This window comes from Lacrimispora sphenoides JCM 1415, assembly GCF_900105615.1.
Taxonomy (GTDB): Bacteria; Bacillota; Clostridia; order Lachnospirales; family Lachnospiraceae; genus Lacrimispora; species Lacrimispora sphenoides.
The window spans coordinates 3,001,726-3,026,235 of sequence record NZ_LT630003.1 but is presented as its reverse complement, the minus strand read 5'-3'; the positions used below and the strand labels follow the sequence as shown (position 1 = coordinate 3,026,235).

Below are 24,510 nucleotides of genomic sequence, written 5' to 3'. Positions count from 1 at the left end.
TTTTGCCATATAGATTCTAAAAGTTACATAAATTGTATTAACATTTTCCGCAATCTCTTGATAAATAGCTAGATTTGGTATATTTTAATCTCATAGGAGGCTGAATGTATGGACTATTTAGTTGTATATACAAGTAATACTGGAAATACCCAGAAGGTTGCCATGAAAATTTTTAAAACCCTTCCTGGAAAATCCAAGGATATTGTCAGTCTGGAGGAACTTCATGGAGAAGAAGCGGATACGTATTTTGTAGGTTTCTGGAATAACCGGGGAACCTGTAAAACGGAAGTGCTTGACTTTCTTTCGGATCTCCACGGCAAACGGGTTGCCTTGTTTGGAACCTGCGGGCTTTCCGGAAATAAAGAATATTATAAACAGGTGGAAAAGCAGGTGGCTGTATTCCTTCCTGATGATAATGAATATCTTGGCTGTTTTATGTGCGGAGGAAAGATGGCTCCCCAGATTTTAGAAAAATACAGGCAAATGCAGGCGATTCACGACACTCCTCAGATCAGAGCCATGATATCCGCATATGAGGATGGGATGCTGCATCCCAATGAACAGGATTTTAAGGACGCGGAAGAATTTGTAAAATCGGTTCTTAAGGAGTAACAAAAGAAAAGGAGGAGTATTATGGGTTTGAAAGATGATAATACACAAAATAAGCAGAAAAAACCGTTTATTTTTTACTATGTAATCGTTTTATTAGTCATGATATTGTTCAATGCATTGACGGTTCCATGGATTCAGTCCAAATCCGTGACTGAGGTTCCCTACAGCACGTTTCTGGAGATGGTAGACCAGGGGAAAGTTCAGGCAGTTGCAAAGACAGAAACAGAGATCCAGTTTAAATCAGATACCGGAAAGAAGGACTGGGAAGGCAAGCCTGTGTACGATGTATATAAGACCGGACTGTGGCCGGATGATACACTTACCGAAAGGCTGATAGCCCATGATGTTTCTTTTGAAAAGGCGATTGTAGAGCAAATGTCCCCCTTGCTTTCCATTTTGCTTACCTGGATCATTCCCATTTTGATCTTTGTGTTCCTGGGAAATTTTCTATCCGGGCAAATACAAAAAAAGATGGGCGGCGGCAATGCCATGAGCTTTGGAAAATCCAATCCGAAAATCTATGCGGAATCCGAGACAGGAAAAACATTCCGGGATGTGGCCGGCCAGGAGGAGGCAAAGGAAGCTTTAACGGAGATTGTGGATTTTCTTCATAACCCCCAGAAGTATGCGGATATCGGTGCATCCCTTCCCAAAGGTGCCCTTCTAGTAGGCCCTCCCGGAACCGGTAAGACACTCCTTGCCAGGGCGGTAGCAGGTGAAGCACATGTGCCGTTTTTCTCCATATCTGGCTCTGAATTCGTGGAAATGTTTGTGGGTATGGGTGCGGCAAAGGTCAGGGACTTATTTAAGCAGGCCACTGAAAAGGCCCCCTGTATTGTATTCATCGATGAAATTGATACCATAGGCAAGAAACGTGACGGTGGCGGCTTCACAGGAAACGACGAACGGGAACAGACCTTAAACCAGCTCTTGGCTGAGATGGATGGATTTGACGGAAGAAAAGGCGTTGTCATACTGGCAGCCACCAACCGTCCGGATTCCCTTGATAAAGCTCTTTTAAGGCCGGGCCGTTTTGACCGCAGGATCCCTGTGGAGCTTCCCGATCTTAATGGCAGGGAGGCCATATTAAAGGTTCACGGTAAAAATGTAAAACTGTCCGATGATGTGGATTTTCATGGAATCGCACTTGCCACGGCCGGGTCCAGCGGTGCAGAGCTTGCCAATATTGTGAATGAGGCGGCGCTCCGGGCAGTCCGGTTAGGCAGAAAAACCGTAACTCAGAGAGACTTGGAGGAAAGCGTAGAGGTAGTAATCGCCGGATACCAGAAAAAGGATGCTTCTGTTAATTCCAGGGAAAGGAAGATCATTGCTTATCATGAGGTAGGGCATGCGCTTGTTGCTGCCTGCCAGAACCATTCAGCGCCTGTTCATAAGATCACCATTATTCCAAGAACTTCCGGCGCCCTCGGCTATACCATGCAGGTGGATGAAGAAGAACGTCACTTATTGACAAAGGAGGCTGCCTTAAGCAAGATTGCCACCTTTACCGGAGGAAGGGCGGCAGAAGAGTTGATATTTGATACAGTCACCAGCGGCGCTTCCAATGATATCGAACAGGCTACCAGAATTGCCAGGGCTATGGTGACCCGTTACGGCATGAGCGATGAGTTTGATATGGTGGCCCTTGAGACTGTAACCAACCAGTATCTGGGCGGAGACACCACTCTTGCCTGTTCTCCTGAAACGGCAAAGCAGATCGATGATACCGTGATCAGAATCGTAAAGGAACAGCATCAGAAGGCTTTTCATATTCTTAAGGAAAATGTTACAAAGCTGCATGAGATCGCAGAATATCTCCTGGAACGGGAAACCATAACAGGGGAAGAGTTCATGAGGATCGCAGGTTTTGAGACTGCCGGAACCCAGGAAAGCTAAAAAAAATTGTAAAAATGTTACAAAAAAAATGAAAATACGTTTTACTTTTTGGTAGATTATGGTATAATTCCCGTAAAGGTTGTAACTTACAGAGGGGGATTATGCAATGAAGGTACAGTTTTTGAGAAAATGGAGGAGTCGTGATTTAAGTAGCAAAGGGTTGTCCTGGTTAAAGAAGAAAGGGGCAGGAAAATATCAGCTTTCAACCAGGATTGCACTCATCGCAGGAATTATGCTGGTGGTCGTTTTTACGGGTTTGATCGGAGTTACCTCCAGAATGACAAAAAACGCCATGAAGCAGTCCGCTTTCAGGGAGTTAAAGACTCTGGCATCCGAGAACGGAAAGGTGATCCAGCAGACGCTTGATGAGGCAAGGCAGGTATCAGACAATATTACGTACTATCTTGAGAATTCAGCGGCTAACCGAAAGGTTCTCCAGGGGCTGAGGATTAAGTCAGGCCCTTCGGCTGAGCCGCTGTATAAAAGCCAGGTATTTGATAATATGACCCTGGACAGCTATGGCATGAGAATGGAGGATTATATGATGACGACCATCAAGTCCTCAGTTCTCTATTCCGAAGATATCGTAGGAATCGGTATTCTGTTTGAGCAGTATGCCATGAGTTCTGCAGCCAGAAGCTATGGCCTGTATGCAGGCAAGGATGGGACGGTTAAGGACTGCGGGCTGTACGAGGATTATTCTTCCGCGGATTATTTTGTGAAGGTGATGGAAGAAAAGACTCAGGTCATCACACTGCCATATGAATCGAATGGAATGATGATCATTACCATGGCGGTGCCTGTAATCGTTAACGACAGGGTGCTGTGTGTGGTTTCCATTGATGTGGATCTGGACCGCTTCAGCCAGATGAAAACGGCAGGTTCCTCCTACCCAAGCATGCAAACCTTCATTTTAAATGAAACAGGAACCATCATTTCAGAAAGTACAGGCAGCGGTCTCGTTGGAACCAGTGTTTCTGATTTCGTGAACAGCGGGACATGCAGAGAGAAGATAAATACGGGAATTACCTCTGGCTCCGACTTTTATGCCGTAGATCCAGGCAAAAAAGGAGATACCTATTATTTCTTTGAGCCAATTCAGTTAAATGGTTCCAGCTGGTATTCCGTCACAGCGGTGGAGGCGGGGGATATGAACCGGGAAGCGGACCGGATGTCTTCCATGATGATCGTTATTTCCATCACAGCCATGATCGTTATTCTCTTTATCATTGCATTTATCATAAGAAGGCAGTTAAAACCGATCCATAAGATCGTTGCGGCTGCCGGGCAGATCGCAGAAGGGGATTTAAGTGTCATTATTGATGTGGAATCCAACGATGAGATCGGCCTTGTTGCAGCTTCCTTTGAACGAATGACAGTGAACTTAAAAGAGGTAATAGACCGAATTTCCTTTACGTTAAATGAAGTTGCAAACAACCATTTGGACTTAGACGTGGAACTGGGCCTTAAGGGAGATTTTTCCCAGCTTGAAAAGGCGGTAAAGCAGATCGTCTTGAATTTAAATTCGGTTATGAATGAAGTCAATCAGGCAGCTGCCCAGGTAGCGGTAAGCTCCGGACAGGTTGCAAGCGGTTCCCAGCTTTTAGCAAATGGTGCGGAGGAGCAGGAAAGAACCGTTGAAATGCTATCCGGCTCCATCAGCCAGGTTGCAGAAAAAGTCAGACGTCTGGCAGAAAAAGCCGGAGAAGTTTCCTTACAGGTTCAGATGACCGGTACAGAGGTGGTAAACTGCGATATGTCCATGCAGAATCTTTCCAATGCCATGAATGAAATTCATGTCTCTTCCGGTGAGATCGGAAAGATTATCAAGGTGATTGAAGATATTGCATTCCAGACCAATATCCTGGCATTAAATGCTGCAATAGAGGCCGCAAGGGCAGGAGAGTCTGGAAGAGGATTCGCAGTGGTTGCCGGTGAGGTACGGAATCTGGCTGCGAAGAGCTCTGAAGCAGCGAAGAATACCACAGCATTAATCAGGGATTCCATAAATGCTGTGGAAAAGGGCAATGAGATATTGGATGAAACCGTTCAGTCCATGATGAAGGTGTTGGAGGATTCCGCTCTGGCAGTGGATTCCGTGGATACCATTTCAACCATAGCCTCCCAGGAAGCAAGAGCAGTGGAAGATGTGACCAAGGAGCTTGGAAGGATATCCTCTGTAGTTCAGAACAATGCCGCGGCAGCGGAAGAAAGTGCGGCTTCCAGTGAGGAACTATCCCAACAGGCGCAGCTTTTGCGTGAACTGGTAAAGAGCTTCCGCTTAAGAGAAGACTAAAAGATACATAATGAATTTCATAAAGGATCGTGGAAACAGAGTTAAATCGAACAGATATTTAACTCTGTTTCTTTTTGTGCAGACATACAAACATTATATAATATTCGAATAAAGGCAACAAGATGTTTTATAATAACATTATAAAAATGCATATAAATTCTAAATAATTATATACAATTTGAAAATTAACAATTAATATATAAAAATATATTAAAAAGTATTGACAATAGAAAACTTGTACGTTATAATAAAGCCATAACAAAAAGATTTAAATAAAGAAAGTCAAATCTAAAAGAAGGAGGTACAGTCCACCAGGAAGAGCAGCCACGCTTCATTTATATAATATGTGAAGCAAAAGAAAAACCAATCTGCCGATGTTAAAAGCCAATCTTTGAAGCAATGATAAGTCATTTATGAAAAAGAGTGAATTCATGAGAAGGAAAGACTGTATTAGATTCAAATGATCCAACTTAAGAAATTTAGGACACGTAAGGAGAGAAGCAGTTAAAGAGTAAAGCCCATGAATCTGGTGTATAACAACGGGGAGCGGAAAAATTAACATAGATCATGCTGAAGATCGTGTACTATGTACAAGGAAACAGACATGAGAGAGAAACGAGGTATCAAGACCAATGGATTCAATAATATAGAAACGGATATCGATGGTATGAAAATTTAAAATCGGTATCCGTTTCTATCTGTTTTTTATTAAGGTCATGTTTAAGAATGGTGTTGATAATTTATATATTAAAAAAAGGAAACCTTTCTCAAAGTTTCCCTTTATTCACATATATTGATATATGAATTAAATAAATAAATTTATATTGTTCTTCTTGATAAAATAATCTCTTAATTTTTGGACGTACTCTAAACGTTCTTCTGGCTTTGAGTTTTCCCTGTCTGTCTTATATAAATTGTCACCCTCATATCTTGGAAATACATGAAGATGATAATGCCACACATCTTGATTTCCACAAGGTTCATTATGCTGTCTGGAAGATACTCCATCACATTTGTACGTTTCTTTTAATGCAAGTGCGATTTCTTTTTCTAAATCATGTATTCTGTAAGAAAATTCAGATGGCAGATCATATAAGTTCTCTATATGTTTATTAGGAATAATAATGACATGACCTTTATTATTTTTCCACCAACAAGAAGAAATAAATGCAGTAACATAGTCATCTTTGTATATTATATCGTTCTGTTTCGTATATATATGTTCATTTTCTACTCCATCAACTATTAGGCAAAAAGGGCAAACATACCCTTCGGGTTCATGATTATACATATCTTTCCTCCAATATAATCTACATACTTAGCCTTTATTAAAAGATCCCTTCCAAATCAAAAGGCGGCGTGTATTCTTCTTTTGCGCTGCTTTTTTCCTGCATAAATCCCTGTTCCAACCCGAGTCTGATGGCTTCATCCACCACTTTTCCGTATTCATAAGAAGTAATTCTCCGGTTAATTTCCGGAAAACTTTCACTCCGGTAGAATGGGGTATACTGGCTCAAAAGGCTGATGTAATACATTCCATCCGGCAGTTCATCCTTCATCCAGTGAAGCAGGCGGATAGAATCTTTGTAAGCGCCCGGAAGCACCATATGGCGTAGGATGACCCCCCTTTTCATAAGGACCCCATCGGAATCAAACTGAGGAGCTCCGGTCTGGAGAATCATCTGTTTTACAGCCTTAGAAGCTGCATCAAAATAATCAGAAGCTTTGCTGTAGCGTGAGGAAAGATCAGAACTGAAATATTTTAAATCAGGAAGCCACACATCAATGTATGAGGCCAGCGCTTTTATGATATCTTCTGATTCATATCCACCGCAGTTATAAACCACAGGAATAGAAAGCTTTGGTTTTGTAAGATCCAGGGCCTTTAAAACCGAGGGGAGATACTGAGTGGCTGTGACCAGATTAATGTTGTGGGCGCCTTCCTCCTGAAGCCTTAAGAAAATCTGGGCAAGTTCTTTACTTGTAAGTTCCTTTCCGAAATTCTCCTGGCTGATGGCATAATTCTGACAAAAGCAGCAGCCCAGGGTACAGCCGGAAAAAAATACGGTACCGCTTCCCCGGCTTCCGCTGATGCAGGGCTCCTCCCAGTGATGAAGTGCGGCCCGGGCTGCTTTTATGGTATCGCTGCAACCGCAGAAACCGGTACTTACATGGCGGTTTACCCTGCAGTTCCTGGGACAGAGGCTGCAGGATTCATAGATATGGTCAAGGTTCATTTGAGAAACTCCTAATATTGACAAAGTCACTTTTGTGCATTAATATATTAAACAAAATACAGAAAAATTGCAAGACAAAGATGACACACAAAGGAACGGTGCCAATGAGTAAAAAGAAAAAGCTTGCTGCTCTTTGTTATGCATTTCCCAGAACAATGCCGGTGATGGCCGGCTATCTGGTTTTAGGAGCAGCGTACGGGATACTTATGAATGTAAACGGGTATGGGATCTGGTGGGCCCTGCTCATCAGTGTATTTGTCTATGCCGGAAGCCTGCAGTACCTTGGAATCACATTTTTTGTGGCGGCAGTGAATCCATGGTACGCCTTTTTTATGTCCTTGATGCTCAATGCGAGACATTTATTTTACGGGCTTTCCATGCTGGACAAATATAGGGATGCAGGGAAGTTAAAGCCTTATCTGATATTTTCACTGACGGATGAAACATTTTCCGTTCTGTGTAATGAGGAGCCGCCTGAGGGACTTCCAAAATACTGGGTGTATTTTTTTATATCGATTCTGGATCAGCTTTACTGGGTGACAGGAGCTGTAATCGGTGCATTAGCCGGAACCATGATAACCTTTAGCACGGCTGGAATGGACTTTGCGCTGACGGCTCTTTTTGTGGTGATCTTTATCGACCAGTGGAAATCAGGAAAAGGACACCAGGCCGCATGTGTGGGCGTGTGTTCCTCTGCCCTTTGCGTAGCAGTCTTTGGCCAGAGTGTTTTCATTGTTCCGGCCATGATCCTCATTCTGATCATTATTACAGCAGGTTATTTCATGGAAAAGAAAAAGGAGGAACAGTCTTGAACGAAAATATAGCAGTTTACAGCCTGATCGCATTAGTCATGGTACTTGCTACCGTGATCACCCGTTTTCTTCCCTTTCTTTTGTTTCCGGCAGGGAAAGAGACCCCCAAATACATTCTCTATCTGGGGCGGACTCTTCCATATGCTACCATTGGTCTCTTGGTGGTCTACTGTTTAAGAGGGCTTCAATTTCTTTCTTATCCTCATGGACTACCAGAGCTTATCTCCATTTGCGCCATTACAGGGCTTCATTTATGGAAGGGAAATTCCCTGTTAAGCATTGGTGCAGGAACGATACTTTATATGGCACTCATTCAGGGTGTATTCCGCTAATGTAACAGGACGCGGTATTAATACCCTTTTGGCAGAACGGCCTGCTCCCGGAATTCTTTGGGGGAAAGGCCGAATTCTTTTTTAAAGGCCCTATAAAAGCTGGTATAATCCGAAAAGCCGTATTGATGGTACAGCTCTCCAAAAGGGATGCCGGAGAGGATTCCGTTTTTACTGGCCTGCAGCCGTTTTTTCAGGATGTACTGGTGAAGGGAAATCCCCATGTTATCCTTAAATACATGGGAAATGTGATATTTGCTGGCATAAAAGAAGGATGCCAGATGGTCCAGGGACAGATTTTCTCCCAAGTGGTTGTTAATATAATCACAAAGGTTCAGATAAAGTACGTTTTCATAGGCAGCAGGTACCTGATGGAGCATATCATAAGTGATCCGGTTCAACAGGAGCATAAAGGAATGGATCTGCAGCTCTGAATTCATCTTATGGAATGCCTTATTTCCATGGATTTCTTCCAAAAGGTCCAGGAGACGACCCTGAATATTCTGAAATGTGACAAAATCTGTGCGGAAATGGTAATGCTTATTCTCTAATACATAACTAAAACTGTATGAAAAGTCTTCTGACCAGGAACACATGGTCTCATAATAGCTCCGGCTGATCCAAAGGACAATCCGCTGATAGGTATTTCCGGTGGAATGGAATATGGGGTGATGCTTTACCTCGGGAGGAATGAGTAAGTAATCCCCGTATTGCAAAGAATACTGTTTCCCTTCCACATCATATGTCACATCTCCGTTTAAGAAAAAATACACTTCATAATAGGAATGGCTGTGGTCCACTACATGATTCAAGTCCAGATCCTTATAAAAAAACACTTCAAATTCCCCTGAATTCATATACTGCCGCTCATTAAAGCCGGTGGACAATTCTTTTCTCATTTGATAATCCCCTTTCCTGTTTTCTTATGCCTTTTTAATAGTATCGGAAGTAAAGAGCACTTTCGATAATCAGATGGACGGTTTTAGTTGTATTATAGGCCATGACCGCAAGTTTTGCAATGTGAACGGCAAATAAATCCATGGTAATAAGGAGACATTTTGTTTATACTGAGTCCACAAGGTAGGAAAAGAAACTTATTATAGGATTGCTAAGGAGGTATTTTATGAAATTATCATTCAGATGGTACGGAGACGATGACAAAGTAACCTTACAGAATATCCGCCAGATTCCAGGCATGTATTCCATTGTAACGGCGGTTTATGATGTTCCCGTAGGGGAAGTGTGGGGCAGAGAAAGCATCGCCCATTTAAAAGAGGAAACAGAAAAGGCAGGACTTGCCTTTGAAGTGATTGAGAGCATTCCGGTTCATGAGGATATTAAATTAGGAAAGCCAACCAGAGACAAGTATATTGCAAATTATTGCGAGAACATCAGGCGGGTGGCGGAAGCAGGGATCAAGTGCATCTGCTATAACTTCATGCCGGTGTTTGACTGGACCAGGACCCAGCTGGATCATGTGCTGGAGGATGGCTCTACCTCTCTGGTTTATTATCAGGATCAGGTAGACAAGGTGAATCCTCTGGAAAGCGAAAGCGACTTAACCCTTCCAGGCTGGGATTCCAGCTATACAAGAGATGAGCTTAAGCAGATTGTAAGCGAATACAATACCATGTCAGAGGATGACCTTTGGGATAATTTAAAATATTTCTTAGAGGCGATCATTCCTGTTGCAGCAGAATGTAACGTGAATATGGCGATCCATGAGGATGACCCATGCTGGAGCATCTTTGGACTTCCAAGAATCATTACCTGTGAGGAGAACTTAGACCGTTTCTTAAAGCTCGTGGATGATAAGCACAATGGAATCACTCTCTGTACCGGTTCTTTAGGCTGTTCCAATAAAAATGACGTAGTGAAGATGGCTGCAAAATATGCGGCAATGGGACGTATTCACTTTGTCCATGCAAGAAATGTGGCGGTTTTGGAAGATAACCAGGGCTTTGAAGAGCGTGCTCATTTATCATCATGCGGTTCCCTGGACATGTTTGCCATCTTAAAAGCTCTTCATGACAATGGTTTTGACGGGTATATGCGTCCGGACCACGGCCGTATGATCTGGGGTGAAACAGGCAGAGCCGGTTACGGACTTTATGACCGGGCACTTGGCGCAACCTATTTAAACGGTCTTTGGGAAGCGATTGAAAAAACGAGCAAATAGGAAAGAGGGAAATCATATGGCTTTAACATTTGGTACAGATTTAAGCGGTAAGGTAGCAGTTGTAACAGGAGCAGGCGGAGTATTATGCGGTATGTTCGCAAAGACTCTTGCAGAAGCAGGCGCAAAGGTTGCGGTTCTGGATTTAAACGAAAGTGCTGCAGAGGGAATTGCAGCTTCTATTAATGAGGCAGGCTATAAGGCAAAGGCTTACAAAGCAAACGTTCTGGAACGGGCAAGCCTTGAGGAAGTTCATGCAAAGGTTTTGGCAGAGCTTGGTCCCTGCGACATCCTGATTAACGGCGCAGGCGGTAATAACGCAAGAGCCAATACGGACAAGGAATATTTTGAGATGGGTGACATTGAGGCGGATACAAAGACCTTCTTTGATTTAGACCAGTCAGGCGTTGAATTCGTTTTTAACTTAAACTTCCTTGGAACTCTGCTTCCATGCCAGATTTTTGCAAAGGATATGATTGGCAGGGAAGGCTGCAGTATTTTGAATATTTCCTCCATGAATGCCTTTACCCCACTTACGAAGATTCCGGCATACAGCGGTGCAAAAGCTGCGATCAGCAACTTTACCCAGTGGCTTGCCGTTCATTTTTCCAAGGTGGGTATCCGTGTGAATGCAATTGCACCAGGCTTTTTCGTTACAGCGCAGAATGAGAAGCTCCTGTTTAACGAAGATGGTTCTCCCACACCAAGAACCAACAAGATTCTGTCTGCAACTCCCATGGGACGTTTTGGGGAAGCAGAGGAATTAAATGGCGCTCTGTTATTCCTTTTGAATCATGCAGCAGCAGGCTTCATCACCGGCGTGGTTCTGCCTATTGACGGCGGATTCTCAGCTTATTCCGGCGTATAACAGAATATTAATAAATATCAGCCACTTCCTTGGGATTGCAGTGAGCAGCACTCAGACCGGGAAGGGGCTGTTTTTTAATGGATTTTTCACAGAAGAAAATAGAAAACACACCTAGTTGTAATTTCTTTTTAGAGAAAATTCGACAAAATTCGTTTCCATTTTCTGGAAGCGTTGACAAATGGTTACAAAATATTGTATAATGGATAAAACCATGAACAAAGTGTTATGGTTTACAATTACCAAAGACGAGACGAGGAGCATAAGGCAATGAAGACATCGGGGGATAAGAAACGAAACCTGAAAGCATTACTAGGGACGAAGAAAGTGAAGCCGGAAAAAAACGGAAGTAAGAGTACATTCCTGAAATCATTGAAGATGAAGATGCTGGCATTCATTATCGCAATTATTTTGGGATTGGCTGTGACCAACATGGTGATCAGTATTACAGTCAGTTACAAAGGGATTACAGATGTTGTGAAAAATGATTTGGAATCAACGGGTAAACTTGTGAACAGTCTGGTAGTACAGAACTTAAATCAGATGAAACTAAGCATTGAAGCCAGTTCACAGGGTGGAAGCTTGAAATCCATAAATTCCAGGGTTGTGACGGAATACCTTTCCAACCAGTGTAAGCTTTACGGATACAAAGAACTTGAAGTAATCAGCATGGATGGTACCGTTACCCGCAGCGCAAGCGGACAGAATATCGGTGAGAAATACGAAGTCACCGGTTATCTGGAAAAAGCCTTAAATGGTGAGACCACCATCTCCACCACGGAATATGATAACAACAACGAACTTGTGATCCGCGTTGCGGCTCCTTATGAATATGGAGTTCTTTTGGGAACTTATAATGGCTCCGTTTTAAGTGATCTGATCAGTGACCTCCGGATTGGGGAAAGCGGCAATGCCTTTATTATCGACAATACAGGGACCATGATCGCCAATATATCACCGGATCTGGTTAATAACCGCCAGAACTTTATCGAGCTTTCAAAGTCCGATAAATCCTATGTTTCAGTAGGCCGTATGTTCCAGACCATGCTGGGTGGAAAATCGGGAACTGGTAATTACGAATACAATGGAGATAACCGTTTTTGCTATTACAGCCCGGTAACAGGCAGTGACGGCTGGGCTTTGGGTGTGGCAGCATCGGTTAAGGAAACCACTGTTTCCATCTACTTAGTAGTTTTTGCAATGGGTGTGTTTGCCATTGTATCAATCGTTATCGGTTGTTTCCTGGCATTCTGGTTTGCAGGATCCATTGCAGGTCCGGTATCAGCCATTGCAGCAAGAATGAAGCTCTTTACAGAAGGAGATTTAACCAGCGAAGTTCCGGTTGTAAAGCGCAGGGATGAGATCGGACAGCTTGCCGATGAAATCACCAGTTCCGTACATAGTGTTAAATCCTATATCACTGAAATCGCAGCGGTATTGGAAAATATCGCTTCCGGAGATTTCAGCCGGTCTGTTGGAATGGAATTCCAGGGAGATTTTAAGGTAATACAGCAATCCATTGACATTGCAGAAGACTTACTTTCAAAAACCATGGATACCATCAGCATTTCTGCAGATGAAGTAGCAAAGGGCAGTTCTCAGGTGTCTCAGGGAGCACAGAATTTAAGCCAGGGTGCTGTGGAGCAGGCAGCTTCTGTAGAAGAGTTATCTTCCTCAGTAAATGAGATATCCAGCAGCCTTATGAGCACGGCTAAGGCTGTGGAAGATGTAAATAAGCAGGCAGGACGGGTAGGAGAAGCCATGGAAAGCGGCAATGCCCAGATGCATGAAATGATGCAGTCCATGGATCAGATCAATAAAAAGTCCAAGGAAATTGAGAAGGTCAATAAGCTTATCGAAGACATTGCCTTCCAAACTAACATTCTTGCGCTCAATGCCGCTGTAGAGGCAGCCAGGGCAGGCGAGGCCGGAAAAGGCTTTGCAGTTGTTGCAGATGAGGTCCGCAATCTGGCAGGAAAGAGTGCCAACGCAGCAAAGGATACCTCCAGTCTGGTTGCAGATACCATTGCAGCCGTTAATACGGGAACCGGTATTGCAGCATCTACAGGGGAAACATTAAACGGTGTTCTTTCAGAAACCAAGAACATGGTTTCCGCTATTCGCAGATCCGCAGAGGAACTGAAAGAGCAAAGTGAAAAGGTTACTCAGGTAACTTATGGAATTGAGCAGATTTCTTCCGTAGTTCAGAATAACTCTGCGACTGCAGAGGAAAGTGCTGCGGCCAGCGAGGAACTTTCTGGCCAGGCGGAAGGGTTACGGGAATTAATGAGCAGATTTCGGCTTCGTTAAAATTTGCCGATGATTTAAGAAAAAAAGAAGGTCTCTTAGGGGCCTTCTTTTTTTGACTCATTTCCTCATTCTTTATCTACATTCTTTGCATGGGGCATGTAGGGATAAAGATCTTCATATGCTTCCAGTTCAGCTTCTGACTGCGGAGCCGCGGGAATAAGTCCCGTACAGTCCATGGTGGAACAAGTCTGAATATCGATATCATAATTATTATTAGAGGTTGTTGATTCTGTCGTTCCTTTTTTTGTTTCCTTTTTTTCTGATTTCATTTCATTTTCTCCTTCCGGAATTCTTATGGGAACCGTTTCTTTTAGTTTGAGGAAAAACAGCGTAATTATTCGTTGCCTGTGTGATCTCTTTTTGCGTTATAAATTTTATTGAAAATCGTTATATAAGATGCCGGACAGCATCGTCCAAGAGTATGATTGATTACAGGGGGGAACTGGAAATGAGAATTGCCATTTTTACAAATGAAGAACAAATGCCGGAATTAATAAAGGCCTGTCCGTGCAGGCAGAACAACCGCTTACAGATTGATTATTTTTCTATAAAGGAAGGACGTCTTTCTACGTTGGAACGTGCCTTATATGATATGATTGTAATTAGTCCAAAAGGGAATATAACCTTATACCAGGCAAAATATTCTGTGTTCTTTAACGGCCAGTACTGCATTCTTGATATCACGGATATTCTTTATCTGGAATCCTATTACCGGAAAACAAGCGTGGTGGCAGGCAGCGGCAGGATGCGGATCCGGGCAAGGCTAGATGAAGAGGAAGAAAAGCTTCCAAAAGACCGGTTTGTCAGAATCAACAGGCATAACATCATCAATATGCAATATGTAAGGAGTGTAAAAGGAGAAGCAGTTGAAATGCAGAACGGAGAGGTTCTGTATGTAAATGGCGGGAGAAGAAAGAAGTTTGAAAAGAGTTACAGGGATTTTCTAAAGGATCATAGTATGATATTTTAAAGATTTAAAAAACGCAATAATTAGGTTAAAAAGTGCAAACTGGCTTGCCTTGGATAAAAGACCATGGTATTGTATGTTTCATTAATCGGCAGTTCACATCGAAACACATTTCTATCATCTGTAACATCAGGGCAGGCAGCGATAATCAGCCGATATCGCTGCCTGTTTTCTTATGGTTATAGAACTCCTATGGAAAGGCCATAGCTTTTTGTATTTCCGGGACTTAAGGTCTGCACATGATTCTTATGAATGAATTCGTCATCTTCCGTTGCATAGATTGCAGAACCATTCCATGGCTCCACGCAGACGAAGGGCGCTTTCGCAGGATATGGCGTCCAGAAAGCTACGGTTTCAAAGCCTGGATAGGAAACTTCCACACCCCGGCCGGTATTTCTGTTTACGATTGAAACTTTTCTGGACTGTAAATCATCAAAATAAATGGCATCATCTTTAAATAATTCACGGGTTAAAGAAAGGGAACGGCTTCCATTCAGCTGATCGATCCGGTTTCCAGGATTAAATTCCAGATGTTCAGAATCATATACCATGCTGGATATGGTTTCCTCCTTTTCAAACACCAGATCATAATCCTCAAATACGGCATTATCCTCCATCGGGCAGTTAAAACCAGGATGAGCGCCCAGACAGTAGTGTATGGTCCGGTCATCGGTGTTTGTCACCCGGTATTCCATGAATATGGTACCGTCTGTGAGAGTATAGACAAGACTTAAATGGAAGGAATAGGGATAAATCTTCTTTGTTTCTTCTGTATCCCGGATTTCAAAGGTCACGGAAGTGCTTGTCTGTTCAGTGGCGGAAAAATCCACTTCACGGCAAAAACCGTGCTTAGGGATTTCCCATGTCTGGCCTTCCAGAATGGTCCGGTCGTTGCGGCAGTTTCCCACAATGGGAAAAAGAAGAGGAGAGCATTTGCTCCAGAACTGGGGATCTCTCTGCCATATGTATTCTGTACCGTCAGAATCTTTGAATGAAATGAGCTGGGCACCGATGGAATCGATGACAGCAGTTGTTTTGGAATCATGAAGTGTAACCAGCATTTTAATTTACCTCGTTTCTCAGTTGTTTTTATCCCTTAGATAGCCAAGCTTGCTTTACGATAAGTATACTAAATAAAAAAGGAAACTTCCATGGGTTTGTGAAAAAAACATTTGAAAAAAGAGGTTATTAACTGAAACGTTTAATATTTTCTCCTGTCCTATTGACAATTACATAAAAATCTGAGTTAATTAAATCAAAAGGTTCTGGAGGCAGGCGATGGCAACCATAAAGGAAGTGGCAAAATGCTGCGGTGTATCAGTGGCCACAGTTTCAAATATATTAAACAACAAACCTGGTGCAAGTGATAAGACTAGAAAACTGGTTTTAGAAATGGCTGAAAAGCTGGATTATACCCCTAACGTTGTTGCAAAGAACTTAAAGCTGCAAAAGACGAGAAGTATTGGGGTCATTGCGGAGGATATGACCATATTCAGCATCCCTGACGTCATAGACGGCATTACGGACTACTGCCAGGAGCTGGATTACCAGATACTTCTTACCAATCTAAGGCTGTTTAAAAAATACGATGATACTTATTATAACCGGGACGATTATTATGGGCAGGTAGGACTTGAGATAAAAAAGCTGATGGAAAAACAGGTGGAAGGGATTATATATGTGGCTGCCCATGAGCGGGTCATCCGGTGCATCCCTGATACACTGCCGATCCCTGCCGTAATGGCTTACGGATATTCCAAAAGTATGAAGGTACCTTCTGTTGTGGTGGATGACGTCCATGGCGCTGCTGAAATCATGCAGTATCTGCTGAACCACGGCCATAAGAGAGTCGGGGTGATTACAGGAAAGCCGGACAGCCTTCATGCACAAGCCAGACTGGTGGGATATCAGCAGGCTCTTTTTCAAAACAGGATTTTGTACGATCCAAGCCTTGTGATCGAAGGGGACTGGACCAGAGAATCCGGGTACCGGTGTGCCTGCCAGCTCCTTGAAAGGGGAGTGACTGCCATATTCTGCATGAATGACTTAATGGCAGGAGGGGTGTATGACCGCCTGGAGGAACTTGGCATGAACGTGGGTACTGACTTATCGGTGGCAGGATACGATGACCGGGAATTATCAGGATATTACCGGCCCCCGCTTACCACAGTAAGGCTTCCTCTTCATGATATCGGACACAAAGCCAGTGAGCTGGTAATCGGCCTTATAAACGGGCAGGAGCTTGAGACTGATGCTGAAAACGTCTGCTCCGTTGGATGCAGGCTTCTGATCCGTAAATCGATAAAGAGTATTGAATAGAGCCGGTTCATAGATCAAATTACGAAAAGGAACATTTTACATGGGACAGGATGTGTAAATGTTCCTTTTTTTGTAGAGAAATAATGGAGAATGAGCTGCCTGATATCGGCTGTTTTCAGATGATTGTAAGGAAAAATCAGGTAAAATGATATTGTTCTACATTTTACAACAAAAAAATAAGTAAAAGTCACATAGTTAAACGATTTAAATATTTGTAAAATTGTGCAAAAGTACTTTACAGAATAAAACCCGTGTGCTAGTATGAAATTATATGAATTGATGGCGATTATTAACAGATAAATCGCCTTTCCTTATATTTTTTAAATTAAACGTTTAATAAAAAATAAAGTAATTGAAACAATCATGATGGATAATAAAGTTTATGAGCATTCCGCTGAAAGCGGTTACTATCAATAATAAATCATGGAATCGGCAAATGACTTCCGTGAAGGAAGTGGTGATATCTTATCAATGGATATATTAAACGATTTAATCTCATCAGGCAGCGAAGTGGATTGCGAATATCCGATTGACCAGCAGATGGAGAAAGCAGTTCCGTACAGTAAATGGGGGATCCGGAAAGCAGGAAAGATGACGGTATGGATAAAAAAGCTCATCCGGTGGGAGTCATACAGATGGTATCATCTGATTTGATAAAGCAGGATAATAAAAAGGAGGATTTATCATGAAAAAGCGGGTATTAGCCGGGCTACTGTGTGTAGCGATGGCAGCATCCATGATCACTGGATGCAACAGCGCCAAGGGAGTTTCCGGGGAAACCACCAAAGGCGTATCTTCGGCAGGGAAAAAGGAGATGGAGGTAGGCGGCAATGATGTGACCACCTTGAACGTGTGGACCTTTATTGAACTGCATCAGAACTTCTATGTAGCAATGGCGGAGAAGTGGAACGAAGCTCATCCCGATAAAAAGGTGAAGCTTGTGCTGAGCAATATGCCCTATGATGACATGCACAATAAACTGTCCCTCGCGCTGGAATCAGGGGAAGGGGCGCCGGATATTGTGGATATCGAGCTCGGCAAATTCCCTGCATTTATGACAGGAAAGATCGGCCTCATGGAGCTTAATGATGCGATTGAACCTTACAGGAAGAATATCGTAAAATCGAGGCTGGATATTTACACGAAAGACGGGAAGGAATACGGTTTTCCGACCCATGTAGGGACAACGGTGGCATTCTACAATGAAAAGCTGTTAAGTGACGCAGGAATAAATTATGAAGATATTAAGACCTGGGATCAGTTTAAGGAAGCAGGTGTAAAATACTATGAGACTACCGGAAAATATTTCGCTTGCGTGGAAACCTCTGCCCAGTGGATGGTCAATCTGATGCTGGCTCAGAAGGGCGGGGATTATGTAGATGAAAACGGGAAACTCAATCTGGCAAGCAAGGAAATGGCGGAAGTGCTGGAATACATAAAGGGATTGCAGGAAACCGGCGCATTTGCAACGATACCAGGCGGGCAGCCGGATAATGAAGAAGCATACCCATTCTATAACTCAGGAGATTATGCCGTGCAGATTATGCCGTTCTGGCAGACTTCCAGATACGTAAATTATATGAAGGATTTAAAGAAGCAGGTAGCCATTGCCACGGTACCGGTGTGGAATGAAAGCGACAAAGAGGTAGCCACCATCGGCGGAGGCGGTACTGGTACTGCCATTGTAAAATCAGGGAAACATGCACAGCTTGCGGCGGAAGTAATGGCTTATATCAAGCTTTCCGAGGAGGCCAACAAGGAAGTATGGAATGTGCTGGGCTTTGATCCGGTCAATACTGCGGTATGGTCTGATACCTCCCTGACACAGAACCCGGATAACCAGTTTGTCCAGTATTTTACCAATTATCCCTTTGATATCCTGCTTAAAACAAAGGACAGCATTGGAGCCTTACGGGCTTATACGGATGAAAAGTATCCCTCTATCAACAATGAATTCTGCAATGTGACTCTAAACAGTATCTTTGAAGATGGGGTGGATGTGACAGAGGCTCTTCAATCCTCCCAGGAAACCCTGAATAATGAATTTAAAGAATAGGTAAGGATGCGGGCTGCAGGAGGAAGGCATATCTCCTGCAGCCGGTAACTAAGTTCCTATGAGAAAAGGGGTATGCGAAATGAAGAAATTCTTTTACTCGAAAAAGATAGCTCCTTATGTATTTATCTGCCCGTTTGTGATCACGGTATTATTGTTCTGGCTTGTGCCCATCTGCAATGGGGTCCTTTTAAGCTTTCAGGATGTATTAAAAGAGCAATGGGTTGGATTTGACAATTATACGCGGCTGCTGTCTGATAAAATATTTATGAAAGCGTTGTGGAACAGCTTTAAGTATATGGCAGGAACGTTGCTCCTTCTGATTCCTTTTCCAATGCTGTTTGCGACCCTGTTAAACAGCAGATTAATGAAAAAGGCAGATTTTTTTAAATCTGTTTATTTTATACCGGCGCTTACTTCTGTTGTGGTGGCAGGTACAATTTTCCGTCTTATGTTCGGGGAGTCATCCACCTCTCTTTTAAACCAGGTGCTGGGCTCTTTCGGAGCGGCCCCAATAAAATGGCTGAAGGGGGCAGGAACGAGTTATTTTGCCCTTCTGCTTTTGGCCTGCTGGAGATGGACCGGAGTGAATATCCTGTACTTCCTTTCAGGTCTTCAGAGCATTCCTTCTGATCTATATGAAGCGGCTGCCATTGACGGTGCCTCCAAATGGCAGCAGTTTTCTAAAATATCCGTGCCGCTGGTCAAACCTACCACGGTTTACGTTCTTACGATCAGTATCTATGCGGGCCTTTCCATGTTTCTTGAAAGCAATATGCTGTTTAAGGGGAATAACTCCCCCAATAACATCGGTCTTACCATCGTCGGGTACCTTTACAGGCAGGGGGTTGAAAAAAGGGCTCTGGGTTATGCCTGTGCGGTTGGCCTTATTCTTTTATTGGTTGTTATGCTGGTAAATATCATTCAACTGAAGATCACAGGTACATTTGAAGAAGGGAGGGAATGATATGGATGAAAGAAACACAGCAAACATGCAGGGCAGAAGAAAGGCGGCCACCGCCGCACTGATCCTTTTGTTTGCCATCCTTGCCGTATTGATCATTCTTCCCATCTGGGTGCTGTTTGTAGCCAGCTTTAAACCGGGCAGTGATCTGCTGCAATACGGCCTTAACCTGGATATCCGCTTTTCAAGAATGAGCTTGGATAACTATATCCTTTTGTTTGCAGGGCAGCATGATTACTGGAAATGGTTCTTTAACAGCATCTGCCTTACCGTTGTCACGGTGGTGAGCACGTTGCTTGTTAGCTCCTTTGTGGGATACGGATTTGCGGCTTATGAATTCAAAGGGAAGAAGGTTATGTTCGTCATCGTTCTTCTGATCCTCTCCATTCCCTTGGAGGTAGTCATGCTTCCTCTTTATAAACAGATGTCCGGCTGGAAGATGATGGACAGCTATGCCGCCATCATTCTTCCCTTTGTTGCCCATGCCTCCACGATCTTTTTCTTCCGGCAGTATCTGGTGAGCATTCCGGGGTCTCTTTTAGAGGCAGGAAGGATCGACGGCGCCACCGAGTACGGGATTTTTTACAGACTGATCGTTCCTCTGATGAAGCCTGCATTTTCCGCCATGGCCATTCTCAATGGAATGAATGCCTGGAACAATTACCTGTGGCCTCTTCTGGTGATCCGGTCTTCTGAAAAGTATCCCCTGACCCTGGGCTTAAATACACTTATCAATCCTTATGGAGACAATTACAGCCTTTTAATCGTGGGCTCTGTTTTTTCTGTAGTACCTATATTCCTCCTGTTTGTGACTTTCCAGAAATACTTTATTGAAGGTATGATGGCAGGGGCTGTGAAAGGGTAGGGGTGGCAGGAAATGGACAGCCGTAATTTTATTAAGACCCCTTATAATGAACCTTTCATTGCCCGGAGAGCAGATCCTTATGTATACCGTCATGGAGACGGAAGCTATTATTTTACCGCATCAGTGCCGGAATACGACCGGATCATCCTTCGCCGTTCGGATACGATCCTGGGATTAAAGTCTGAAAAGGAAGTGACCATCTGGGAAAAGCATGAGAAAGGGATCATGAGCGCCCATATCTGGGCCCCGGAGCTTCATTATATGGAAGACAGGTGGTACGTTTATTTTGCAGCAGGGGATTCGGATGACGTCTGGGCGATCCGTCCTTATGTACTGGAATGCAGGGAACAAGACCCAATGACAGGGACCTGGAGGGAGTTAGGCATGATGCAGCCCTTTGATGATTATTCATTTCAGGATTTTTCCCTGGATATGACGGTTTTTAACCAGAACGGGAACTGGTACTGCATCTGGGCGGAAAAGGTCAGCGTGGGAAAGAAGATTTCAAACCTGTACATAGCCAGAATGGAGACGCCGTGGAAGCTTTCATCGGAACAGGTGACTCTTTCCACTCCTGACTATGCCTGGGAAAGAGTAGGGTTCTGGGTCAATGAAGGACCGGCGGTTATAAAGCATGGAGACAGGATCTATGTCACTTATTCTGCCGGTGCTACAGGGGCTTGCTACTGCATGGGGCTTTTGAGCATAGATGCAGGTGCAGATTTACTGGACCGGAATGCATGGAAAAAGGGCCGGGGGCCTGTATTTAAGTCCGTGGGGGAAGCCGGAATATTTGGTCCGGGACATAATTGTTTTGTAAAAGATGAAGACGGTCTTCAGGATATCATGGTATATCATGCTAGGCAGTACGATGAAATCACCGGAGACCCCCTCTACGATCCCAATCGGCATACTTATATGATGAAGGTTGGCTGGGGAGATCATGGTCCGGTATTTGACTGGAAGAATAATATGAGATAATAAAAGGAAAAATCAGCATTTTACAGGCGTTTTGTCAGCCTGGGAGTGCTGGTTTTTTCCATCCTTTCATTAATTTGTAAGAACTGGTAAGGGTTTTGTCAGAACTTGTCCGAAAGCTTTAGGGAAATATAAGGAATTATTCCTATTTTTAGTGGAACTCTATGATACAATTTAATCAGAATTATAACATATCATATAACGAGAACCCCATTGAGGGATACCTTTATGCCCTAAGACTACGGGCGGATAAGAGGAAACACCCTGCGGGTATACCTTTATGCCCAAAAAGCATGGGCGGATAAGAGGAAAGGAGACAGTGAATCTATGAGAATTGGTACATTTATAAGAAGAATTTTGTTTTTGCTGATGACGGTATGTCTTTTAGCCGGATTCACTGTGGCATATAAAGGATATGAGATGTACCGGGAAGCTATTTTGGAAACCGGGCTTCAGGACCGGGTGGAGGCGATTCGGGATAAAGAAGGGTATACGGAATACGAAAACCTGCCCCAGATTTATGTGAATGCGGTCATATCCGTTGAGGATCACCGTTTTTACCGCCATAACGGGATCGACTTTATTGCCATAGCCAGGGCCGCTGTAAACGATATCAGAGCCGGGCGGTTTGTGGAAGGCGGAAGCACCATAACCCAGCAGCTTGCTAAAAACTTATATTTTGACCAGGACAAAGAGATCGCCAGAAAAGCGGCGGAGGTGTTCATGGCCTATAATATTGAGAAAAACTATACCAAGGATGAAATTTTTGAACTGTATGTAAACTGCATTTATTTTGGAGACGGATATTACAGTGTGGGCGCTGCCAGTGAGGGCTACTTTAAAAAAGGGCCGGAGGAAATGACGGAGTATGAGAGTACTCTCTTAGCCGGTGTTCCCAATGCCCCTTCCAAATACGCTCCGTCAAAAAATCCTGCTCTGGCAGAGAAAAGACAGATGAAGGTTCTTCAAAGAATGGAGAAGTGCGGATATTTTTCTGCACAAGAGGCGGAGACTGTAGCGGAGCAGATGGTGGCCGTTCGATGATTTTTGCTTGATGAATGAAGGGGCAGAGAGTATAATGGAGGTGTTACATATATTTTTTCACATACAAAAGAATGGAGGAATCTATGTCCATCAGACAGTTCACAGGCAGACGTTTAAACGAATATGCAGAGAATTACGTGGTATTTGATTTGGAAACAACAGGCATCAGTGCCGAAGAAGATTCCATTATAGAGATTTCTGCGATCAAGGTGAAGGGACATGAGCCTGTTGCCGAGTTTAATACACTGGTTAATCCTGGGACCCATATTCCGGCCGGTGCTACCAATGTTAATGGAATTACAGATGATATGGTAAGGTCGGCACCTGGACTAAAGGAGGTTTTACCGGAGTTTCTTTCCTTTATTGAAGGGGAAATTCTGGTAGGGCATAATATTCAGTCCTTTGACCTGCTTTTCCTGTACAGGGCTGCAGAGGAACTTTTGAGAAGAGAGGTGGCAAATGATTACGTTGACACCCTTTTCATGGCAAAAGCCTGCTTACCCCAGCTAAACCGCTACCGCCTGACGGATATTTCGGCGTATTTCCATATTGATACAGATGGAGCCCACCGGGCACTTAATGATTGTGTCATGAACCAGAGATGCTATGAGCAGATGGGTAAGCTGCATCATAATGAAGAGGCCGAGATCTGCCCCCAATGCGGCGGAGTGCTTAAGCGCCGCAGCGGAAAATTCGGGGAATTTTATGGCTGTACTAATTTTCCGCAGTGCCGTTTTACAAGGAATGTTTAAGCTGCAGGCTCGAAGTGTTATTTCTGCAAACAATGAGCCGGGCGCAGGAATGCAGGCATCCGAAGGATGCATAGACTTATTACATAATGGAAGAAAGGGGAAACGGTATGGAGGATAAAAATTTATATAATAAGATCATGCTGATTGTACTTTGTCTGATCATGATTTTGCTTTGTGCCGGTATGTACAGCTGGTTCCATGAAGGGAGTGCTGCACCGGAATTGGAAGTGCCCCGGGAAAAGGTCCAGGTCCTTCAATTTGAATTCCGGGAGCCGGAAAGGCTTCCGGAGTCTGTCATTTTGGAGGAAGGCGGAATATGCAATTTTTAATTGAAAGGGCGGTCCCTGCGGATTATCAGACTGTTGCTGACGTGATACAATCGGTGTGGCGGCAAATCCAGCAGAAGGACTGGTTTGTTGCCGATGATTCGGAATACACCTGCCATACGCTTAAAGAGGGAAACGGAATCGGTTTTAAGGCTTTTGATATGGATTCCGGTGCCCTGGCAGGTGTTTTTCTTGCTGCTTTGCCGGGAAGCAGTGCAGAAAACCTTGGCCGGGACATCGGCCTTCCCGAAATGGAACTTGGAAAAGTCGCCCATATGGAGTCGATCGCCATTCTTCCTGAATACCGGGGGAACGGCCTTCAGTATTCCATGATGAAGGCCGCTGAGGAAGAGCTTAGGAAACAGGGCTATCGGTATCTGATGTGTACGGTTCATCCGGAAAACAGTTACAGCAAAAACAACATAATCAAACAGGGTTATGAGGTTGTCCTGACCAAAGAAAAGTACGGCGGATATGTAAGAGATATCTTATTAAAGAAGCTTTCTTAAAATGCCGGAGTTTTACAAACGTTTGCTTAAAAAGTCGTTGACGTTTGGGTGATTTTTACGTATACTTTTTCCTAAGGGCAGACAGAAGTCGCCAACGGAAAGAATACATAAATAAACAATATTTAAAAACAGATACCAGGAAGGTATGGGTATTCCCAAGGAATACGTATGACTGTTTCTGGTATCTGTTTTTTTGCAGA

Annotated in this window: 24 protein-coding genes; 19 read left to right on the top strand and 5 right to left on the bottom strand. The window is 43.6% G+C overall.

Going from position 1 to position 24,510, the window contains the following annotated elements; all coding sequences use genetic code 11:
- The first annotated feature begins 108 nt into the window (after nt 1–108).
- The 3 genes from bilS (at nt 109) to BMX69_RS13605 (ending at nt 4,804) form a co-directional block, all read left to right on the top strand.
- Nucleotides 109–612, top strand: coding sequence for a flavodoxin family protein BilS (gene bilS / locus BMX69_RS13615; RefSeq protein WP_054790372.1), 504 nt, complete (start codon nt 109–111; stop codon nt 610–612).
- Between the two features lie 21 nt (nt 613–633).
- A complete protein-coding gene (gene ftsH / locus BMX69_RS13610; protein WP_100042625.1) occupies nt 634–2,508 on the top strand; it encodes an ATP-dependent zinc metalloprotease FtsH in 1,875 nt (624 codons plus the stop codon).
- A gap of 106 nt (nt 2,509–2,614) precedes the next feature.
- Nucleotides 2,615–4,804: a methyl-accepting chemotaxis protein gene (locus BMX69_RS13605; RefSeq protein ID WP_100042624.1), complete on the top strand. Its 2,190-nt coding sequence runs from the start codon at nt 2,615–2,617 to the stop codon at nt 4,802–4,804.
- Nucleotides 4,805–5,609: 805 nt separating this feature from the next.
- On the opposite strand, the gene BMX69_RS13600 is transcribed toward BMX69_RS13605, so the two are convergent.
- Together BMX69_RS13600 and BMX69_RS13595 are read right to left on the bottom strand one after the other, a co-directional pair.
- On the bottom strand, nt 5,610–6,095 hold the full coding sequence (locus BMX69_RS13600; protein WP_100042623.1) for an HIT family protein: 486 nt from the start codon (nt 6,093–6,095) through the stop codon (nt 5,610–5,612).
- Nucleotides 6,096–6,132: 37 nt separating this feature from the next.
- Nucleotides 6,133–7,041 carry a radical SAM protein gene (locus tag BMX69_RS13595; protein WP_054790366.1) on the bottom strand — a complete coding sequence of 303 codons (909 nt, stop codon included), beginning with the start codon at nt 7,039–7,041 and terminating at the stop codon, nt 6,133–6,135.
- A 104-nt stretch (nt 7,042–7,145) separates the two neighbouring features.
- On the opposite strand from BMX69_RS13595, the gene BMX69_RS13590 reads away from it, so the two are divergent.
- The gene (locus tag BMX69_RS13590) at nt 7,146–7,853 is read left to right on the top strand and encodes an AzlC family ABC transporter permease (protein ID WP_100042622.1); all 708 of its coding nucleotides are present in this window, start codon (nt 7,146–7,148) and stop codon (nt 7,851–7,853) included.
- Complete coding sequence (locus tag BMX69_RS13585; RefSeq protein ID WP_278280620.1) at nt 7,850–8,185, top strand: branched-chain amino acid transporter permease; 336 nt, start codon at nt 7,850–7,852, stop codon at nt 8,183–8,185. The genes BMX69_RS13590 and BMX69_RS13585 overlap by 4 nt, the downstream gene beginning before the upstream one ends.
- A gap of 17 nt (nt 8,186–8,202) precedes the next feature.
- Here BMX69_RS13585 and BMX69_RS13580 read toward each other — a convergent pair whose 3' ends face one another.
- The gene (locus tag BMX69_RS13580) at nt 8,203–9,081 is read right to left on the bottom strand and encodes an AraC family transcriptional regulator (protein ID WP_100042621.1); all 879 of its coding nucleotides are present in this window, start codon (nt 9,079–9,081) and stop codon (nt 8,203–8,205) included.
- 224 nt (nt 9,082–9,305) lie between these two features.
- Between BMX69_RS13580 and uxuA the strand changes: the two genes are divergently transcribed.
- The 3 genes from uxuA (at nt 9,306) to BMX69_RS13565 (ending at nt 13,533) form a co-directional block, all read left to right on the top strand.
- Nucleotides 9,306–10,361, top strand: coding sequence for a mannonate dehydratase (gene uxuA, locus BMX69_RS13575; RefSeq protein ID WP_054790365.1), 1,056 nt, complete (start codon nt 9,306–9,308; stop codon nt 10,359–10,361).
- A 16-nt stretch (nt 10,362–10,377) separates the two neighbouring features.
- Nucleotides 10,378–11,226, top strand: coding sequence for an SDR family oxidoreductase (locus tag BMX69_RS13570; RefSeq protein ID WP_054790364.1), 849 nt, complete (start codon nt 10,378–10,380; stop codon nt 11,224–11,226).
- A gap of 267 nt (nt 11,227–11,493) precedes the next feature.
- Complete coding sequence (locus tag BMX69_RS13565; protein WP_025234470.1) at nt 11,494–13,533, top strand: methyl-accepting chemotaxis protein; 2,040 nt, start codon at nt 11,494–11,496, stop codon at nt 13,531–13,533.
- A gap of 65 nt (nt 13,534–13,598) precedes the next feature.
- Here the strand turns inward: BMX69_RS13565 and BMX69_RS13560 are convergent, their stop codons facing one another.
- Complete coding sequence (locus BMX69_RS13560) at nt 13,599–13,802, bottom strand: hypothetical protein (protein ID WP_054790360.1); 204 nt, start codon at nt 13,800–13,802, stop codon at nt 13,599–13,601.
- 152 nt (nt 13,803–13,954) lie between these two features.
- On the opposite strand from BMX69_RS13560, the gene BMX69_RS13555 reads away from it, so the two are divergent.
- Nucleotides 13,955–14,503 carry a LytR/AlgR family response regulator transcription factor gene (locus BMX69_RS13555; RefSeq protein WP_054790359.1) on the top strand — a complete coding sequence of 183 codons (549 nt, stop codon included), beginning with the start codon at nt 13,955–13,957 and terminating at the stop codon, nt 14,501–14,503.
- A gap of 176 nt (nt 14,504–14,679) precedes the next feature.
- On the opposite strand, the gene BMX69_RS13550 is transcribed toward BMX69_RS13555, so the two are convergent.
- The gene (locus BMX69_RS13550) at nt 14,680–15,561 is read right to left on the bottom strand and encodes an aldose 1-epimerase family protein (protein WP_054790358.1); all 882 of its coding nucleotides are present in this window, start codon (nt 15,559–15,561) and stop codon (nt 14,680–14,682) included.
- A gap of 217 nt (nt 15,562–15,778) precedes the next feature.
- Here BMX69_RS13550 and BMX69_RS13545 point away from each other — a divergent pair, with 217 nt between their 5' ends.
- The 10 genes from BMX69_RS13545 (at nt 15,779) to BMX69_RS13505 (ending at nt 24,310) form a co-directional block, all read left to right on the top strand.
- Nucleotides 15,779–16,819: a LacI family DNA-binding transcriptional regulator gene (locus BMX69_RS13545; protein WP_054790357.1), complete on the top strand. Its 1,041-nt coding sequence runs from the start codon at nt 15,779–15,781 to the stop codon at nt 16,817–16,819.
- A 423-nt stretch (nt 16,820–17,242) separates the two neighbouring features.
- A complete protein-coding gene (locus BMX69_RS24145; protein WP_166433195.1) occupies nt 17,243–17,473 on the top strand; it encodes a hypothetical protein in 231 nt (76 codons plus the stop codon).
- Nucleotides 17,474–17,504: 31 nt separating this feature from the next.
- On the top strand, nt 17,505–18,875 hold the full coding sequence (locus BMX69_RS13540) for an ABC transporter substrate-binding protein (protein WP_054790355.1): 1,371 nt from the start codon (nt 17,505–17,507) through the stop codon (nt 18,873–18,875).
- Between the two features lie 58 nt (nt 18,876–18,933).
- Nucleotides 18,934–19,839 (top strand): carbohydrate ABC transporter permease, encoded by a 906-nt coding sequence (locus tag BMX69_RS13535; protein ID WP_242941261.1) that lies wholly within the window; start codon nt 18,934–18,936, stop codon nt 19,837–19,839.
- A 1-nt stretch (nt 19,840) separates the two neighbouring features.
- Nucleotides 19,841–20,701 (top strand): carbohydrate ABC transporter permease, encoded by an 861-nt coding sequence (locus BMX69_RS13530; protein WP_100042620.1) that lies wholly within the window; start codon nt 19,841–19,843, stop codon nt 20,699–20,701.
- 12 nt (nt 20,702–20,713) lie between these two features.
- Nucleotides 20,714–21,682, top strand: coding sequence for a glycoside hydrolase family 43 protein (locus BMX69_RS13525; RefSeq protein WP_054790354.1), 969 nt, complete (start codon nt 20,714–20,716; stop codon nt 21,680–21,682).
- 324 nt (nt 21,683–22,006) lie between these two features.
- Nucleotides 22,007–22,723 carry a transglycosylase domain-containing protein gene (locus tag BMX69_RS13520; protein WP_092244323.1) on the top strand — a complete coding sequence of 239 codons (717 nt, stop codon included), beginning with the start codon at nt 22,007–22,009 and terminating at the stop codon, nt 22,721–22,723.
- Nucleotides 22,724–22,794: 71 nt separating this feature from the next.
- Nucleotides 22,795–23,475 carry an exonuclease domain-containing protein gene (locus tag BMX69_RS13515; RefSeq protein ID WP_242941260.1) on the top strand — a complete coding sequence of 227 codons (681 nt, stop codon included), beginning with the start codon at nt 22,795–22,797 and terminating at the stop codon, nt 23,473–23,475.
- A gap of 86 nt (nt 23,476–23,561) precedes the next feature.
- Complete coding sequence (locus BMX69_RS13510) at nt 23,562–23,804, top strand: hypothetical protein (protein ID WP_054790353.1); 243 nt, start codon at nt 23,562–23,564, stop codon at nt 23,802–23,804.
- The gene (locus BMX69_RS13505) at nt 23,792–24,310 is read left to right on the top strand and encodes a GNAT family N-acetyltransferase (protein WP_054790352.1); all 519 of its coding nucleotides are present in this window, start codon (nt 23,792–23,794) and stop codon (nt 24,308–24,310) included. Before BMX69_RS13510 ends, BMX69_RS13505 begins: the two co-directional genes overlap by 13 nt.
- The last annotated feature ends 200 nt before the right edge of the window (nt 24,311–24,510 follow it).

Coding starts and splice junctions, on each gene's coding strand:
- bilS (WP_054790372.1), top strand. CDS start 109: ATGGACTATTTAGTTGTATATACAAGTAATACTGGAAATACCCAGAAG.
- ftsH (WP_100042625.1), top strand. CDS start 634: ATGGGTTTGAAAGATGATAATACACAAAATAAGCAGAAAAAACCGTTT.
- BMX69_RS13605 (WP_100042624.1), top strand. CDS start 2,615: ATGAAGGTACAGTTTTTGAGAAAATGGAGGAGTCGTGATTTAAGTAGC.
- BMX69_RS13600 (WP_100042623.1), bottom strand. CDS start 6,095: ATGTATAATCATGAACCCGAAGGGTATGTTTGCCCTTTTTGCCTAATA.
- BMX69_RS13595 (WP_054790366.1), bottom strand. CDS start 7,041: ATGAACCTTGACCATATCTATGAATCCTGCAGCCTCTGTCCCAGGAAC.
- BMX69_RS13590 (WP_100042622.1), top strand. CDS start 7,146: ATGAGTAAAAAGAAAAAGCTTGCTGCTCTTTGTTATGCATTTCCCAGA.
- BMX69_RS13580 (WP_100042621.1), bottom strand. CDS start 9,081: ATGAGAAAAGAATTGTCCACCGGCTTTAATGAGCGGCAGTATATGAAT.
- uxuA (WP_054790365.1), top strand. CDS start 9,306: ATGAAATTATCATTCAGATGGTACGGAGACGATGACAAAGTAACCTTA.
- BMX69_RS13570 (WP_054790364.1), top strand. CDS start 10,378: ATGGCTTTAACATTTGGTACAGATTTAAGCGGTAAGGTAGCAGTTGTA.
- BMX69_RS13565 (WP_025234470.1), top strand. CDS start 11,494: ATGAAGACATCGGGGGATAAGAAACGAAACCTGAAAGCATTACTAGGG.
- BMX69_RS13560 (WP_054790360.1), bottom strand. CDS start 13,802: ATGAAATCAGAAAAAAAGGAAACAAAAAAAGGAACGACAGAATCAACA.
- BMX69_RS13555 (WP_054790359.1), top strand. CDS start 13,955: ATGATTGATTACAGGGGGGAACTGGAAATGAGAATTGCCATTTTTACA.
- BMX69_RS13550 (WP_054790358.1), bottom strand. CDS start 15,561: ATGCTGGTTACACTTCATGATTCCAAAACAACTGCTGTCATCGATTCC.
- BMX69_RS13545 (WP_054790357.1), top strand. CDS start 15,779: ATGGCAACCATAAAGGAAGTGGCAAAATGCTGCGGTGTATCAGTGGCC.
- BMX69_RS24145 (WP_166433195.1), top strand. CDS start 17,243: ATGGAATCGGCAAATGACTTCCGTGAAGGAAGTGGTGATATCTTATCA.
- BMX69_RS13540 (WP_054790355.1), top strand. CDS start 17,505: ATGAAAAAGCGGGTATTAGCCGGGCTACTGTGTGTAGCGATGGCAGCA.
- BMX69_RS13535 (WP_242941261.1), top strand. CDS start 18,934: ATGAGAAAAGGGGTATGCGAAATGAAGAAATTCTTTTACTCGAAAAAG.
- BMX69_RS13530 (WP_100042620.1), top strand. CDS start 19,841: ATGGATGAAAGAAACACAGCAAACATGCAGGGCAGAAGAAAGGCGGCC.
- BMX69_RS13525 (WP_054790354.1), top strand. CDS start 20,714: ATGGACAGCCGTAATTTTATTAAGACCCCTTATAATGAACCTTTCATT.
- BMX69_RS13520 (WP_092244323.1), top strand. CDS start 22,007: ATGAGAATTGGTACATTTATAAGAAGAATTTTGTTTTTGCTGATGACG.
- BMX69_RS13515 (WP_242941260.1), top strand. CDS start 22,795: ATGGAGGAATCTATGTCCATCAGACAGTTCACAGGCAGACGTTTAAAC.
- BMX69_RS13510 (WP_054790353.1), top strand. CDS start 23,562: ATGGAAGAAAGGGGAAACGGTATGGAGGATAAAAATTTATATAATAAG.
- BMX69_RS13505 (WP_054790352.1), top strand. CDS start 23,792: ATGCAATTTTTAATTGAAAGGGCGGTCCCTGCGGATTATCAGACTGTT.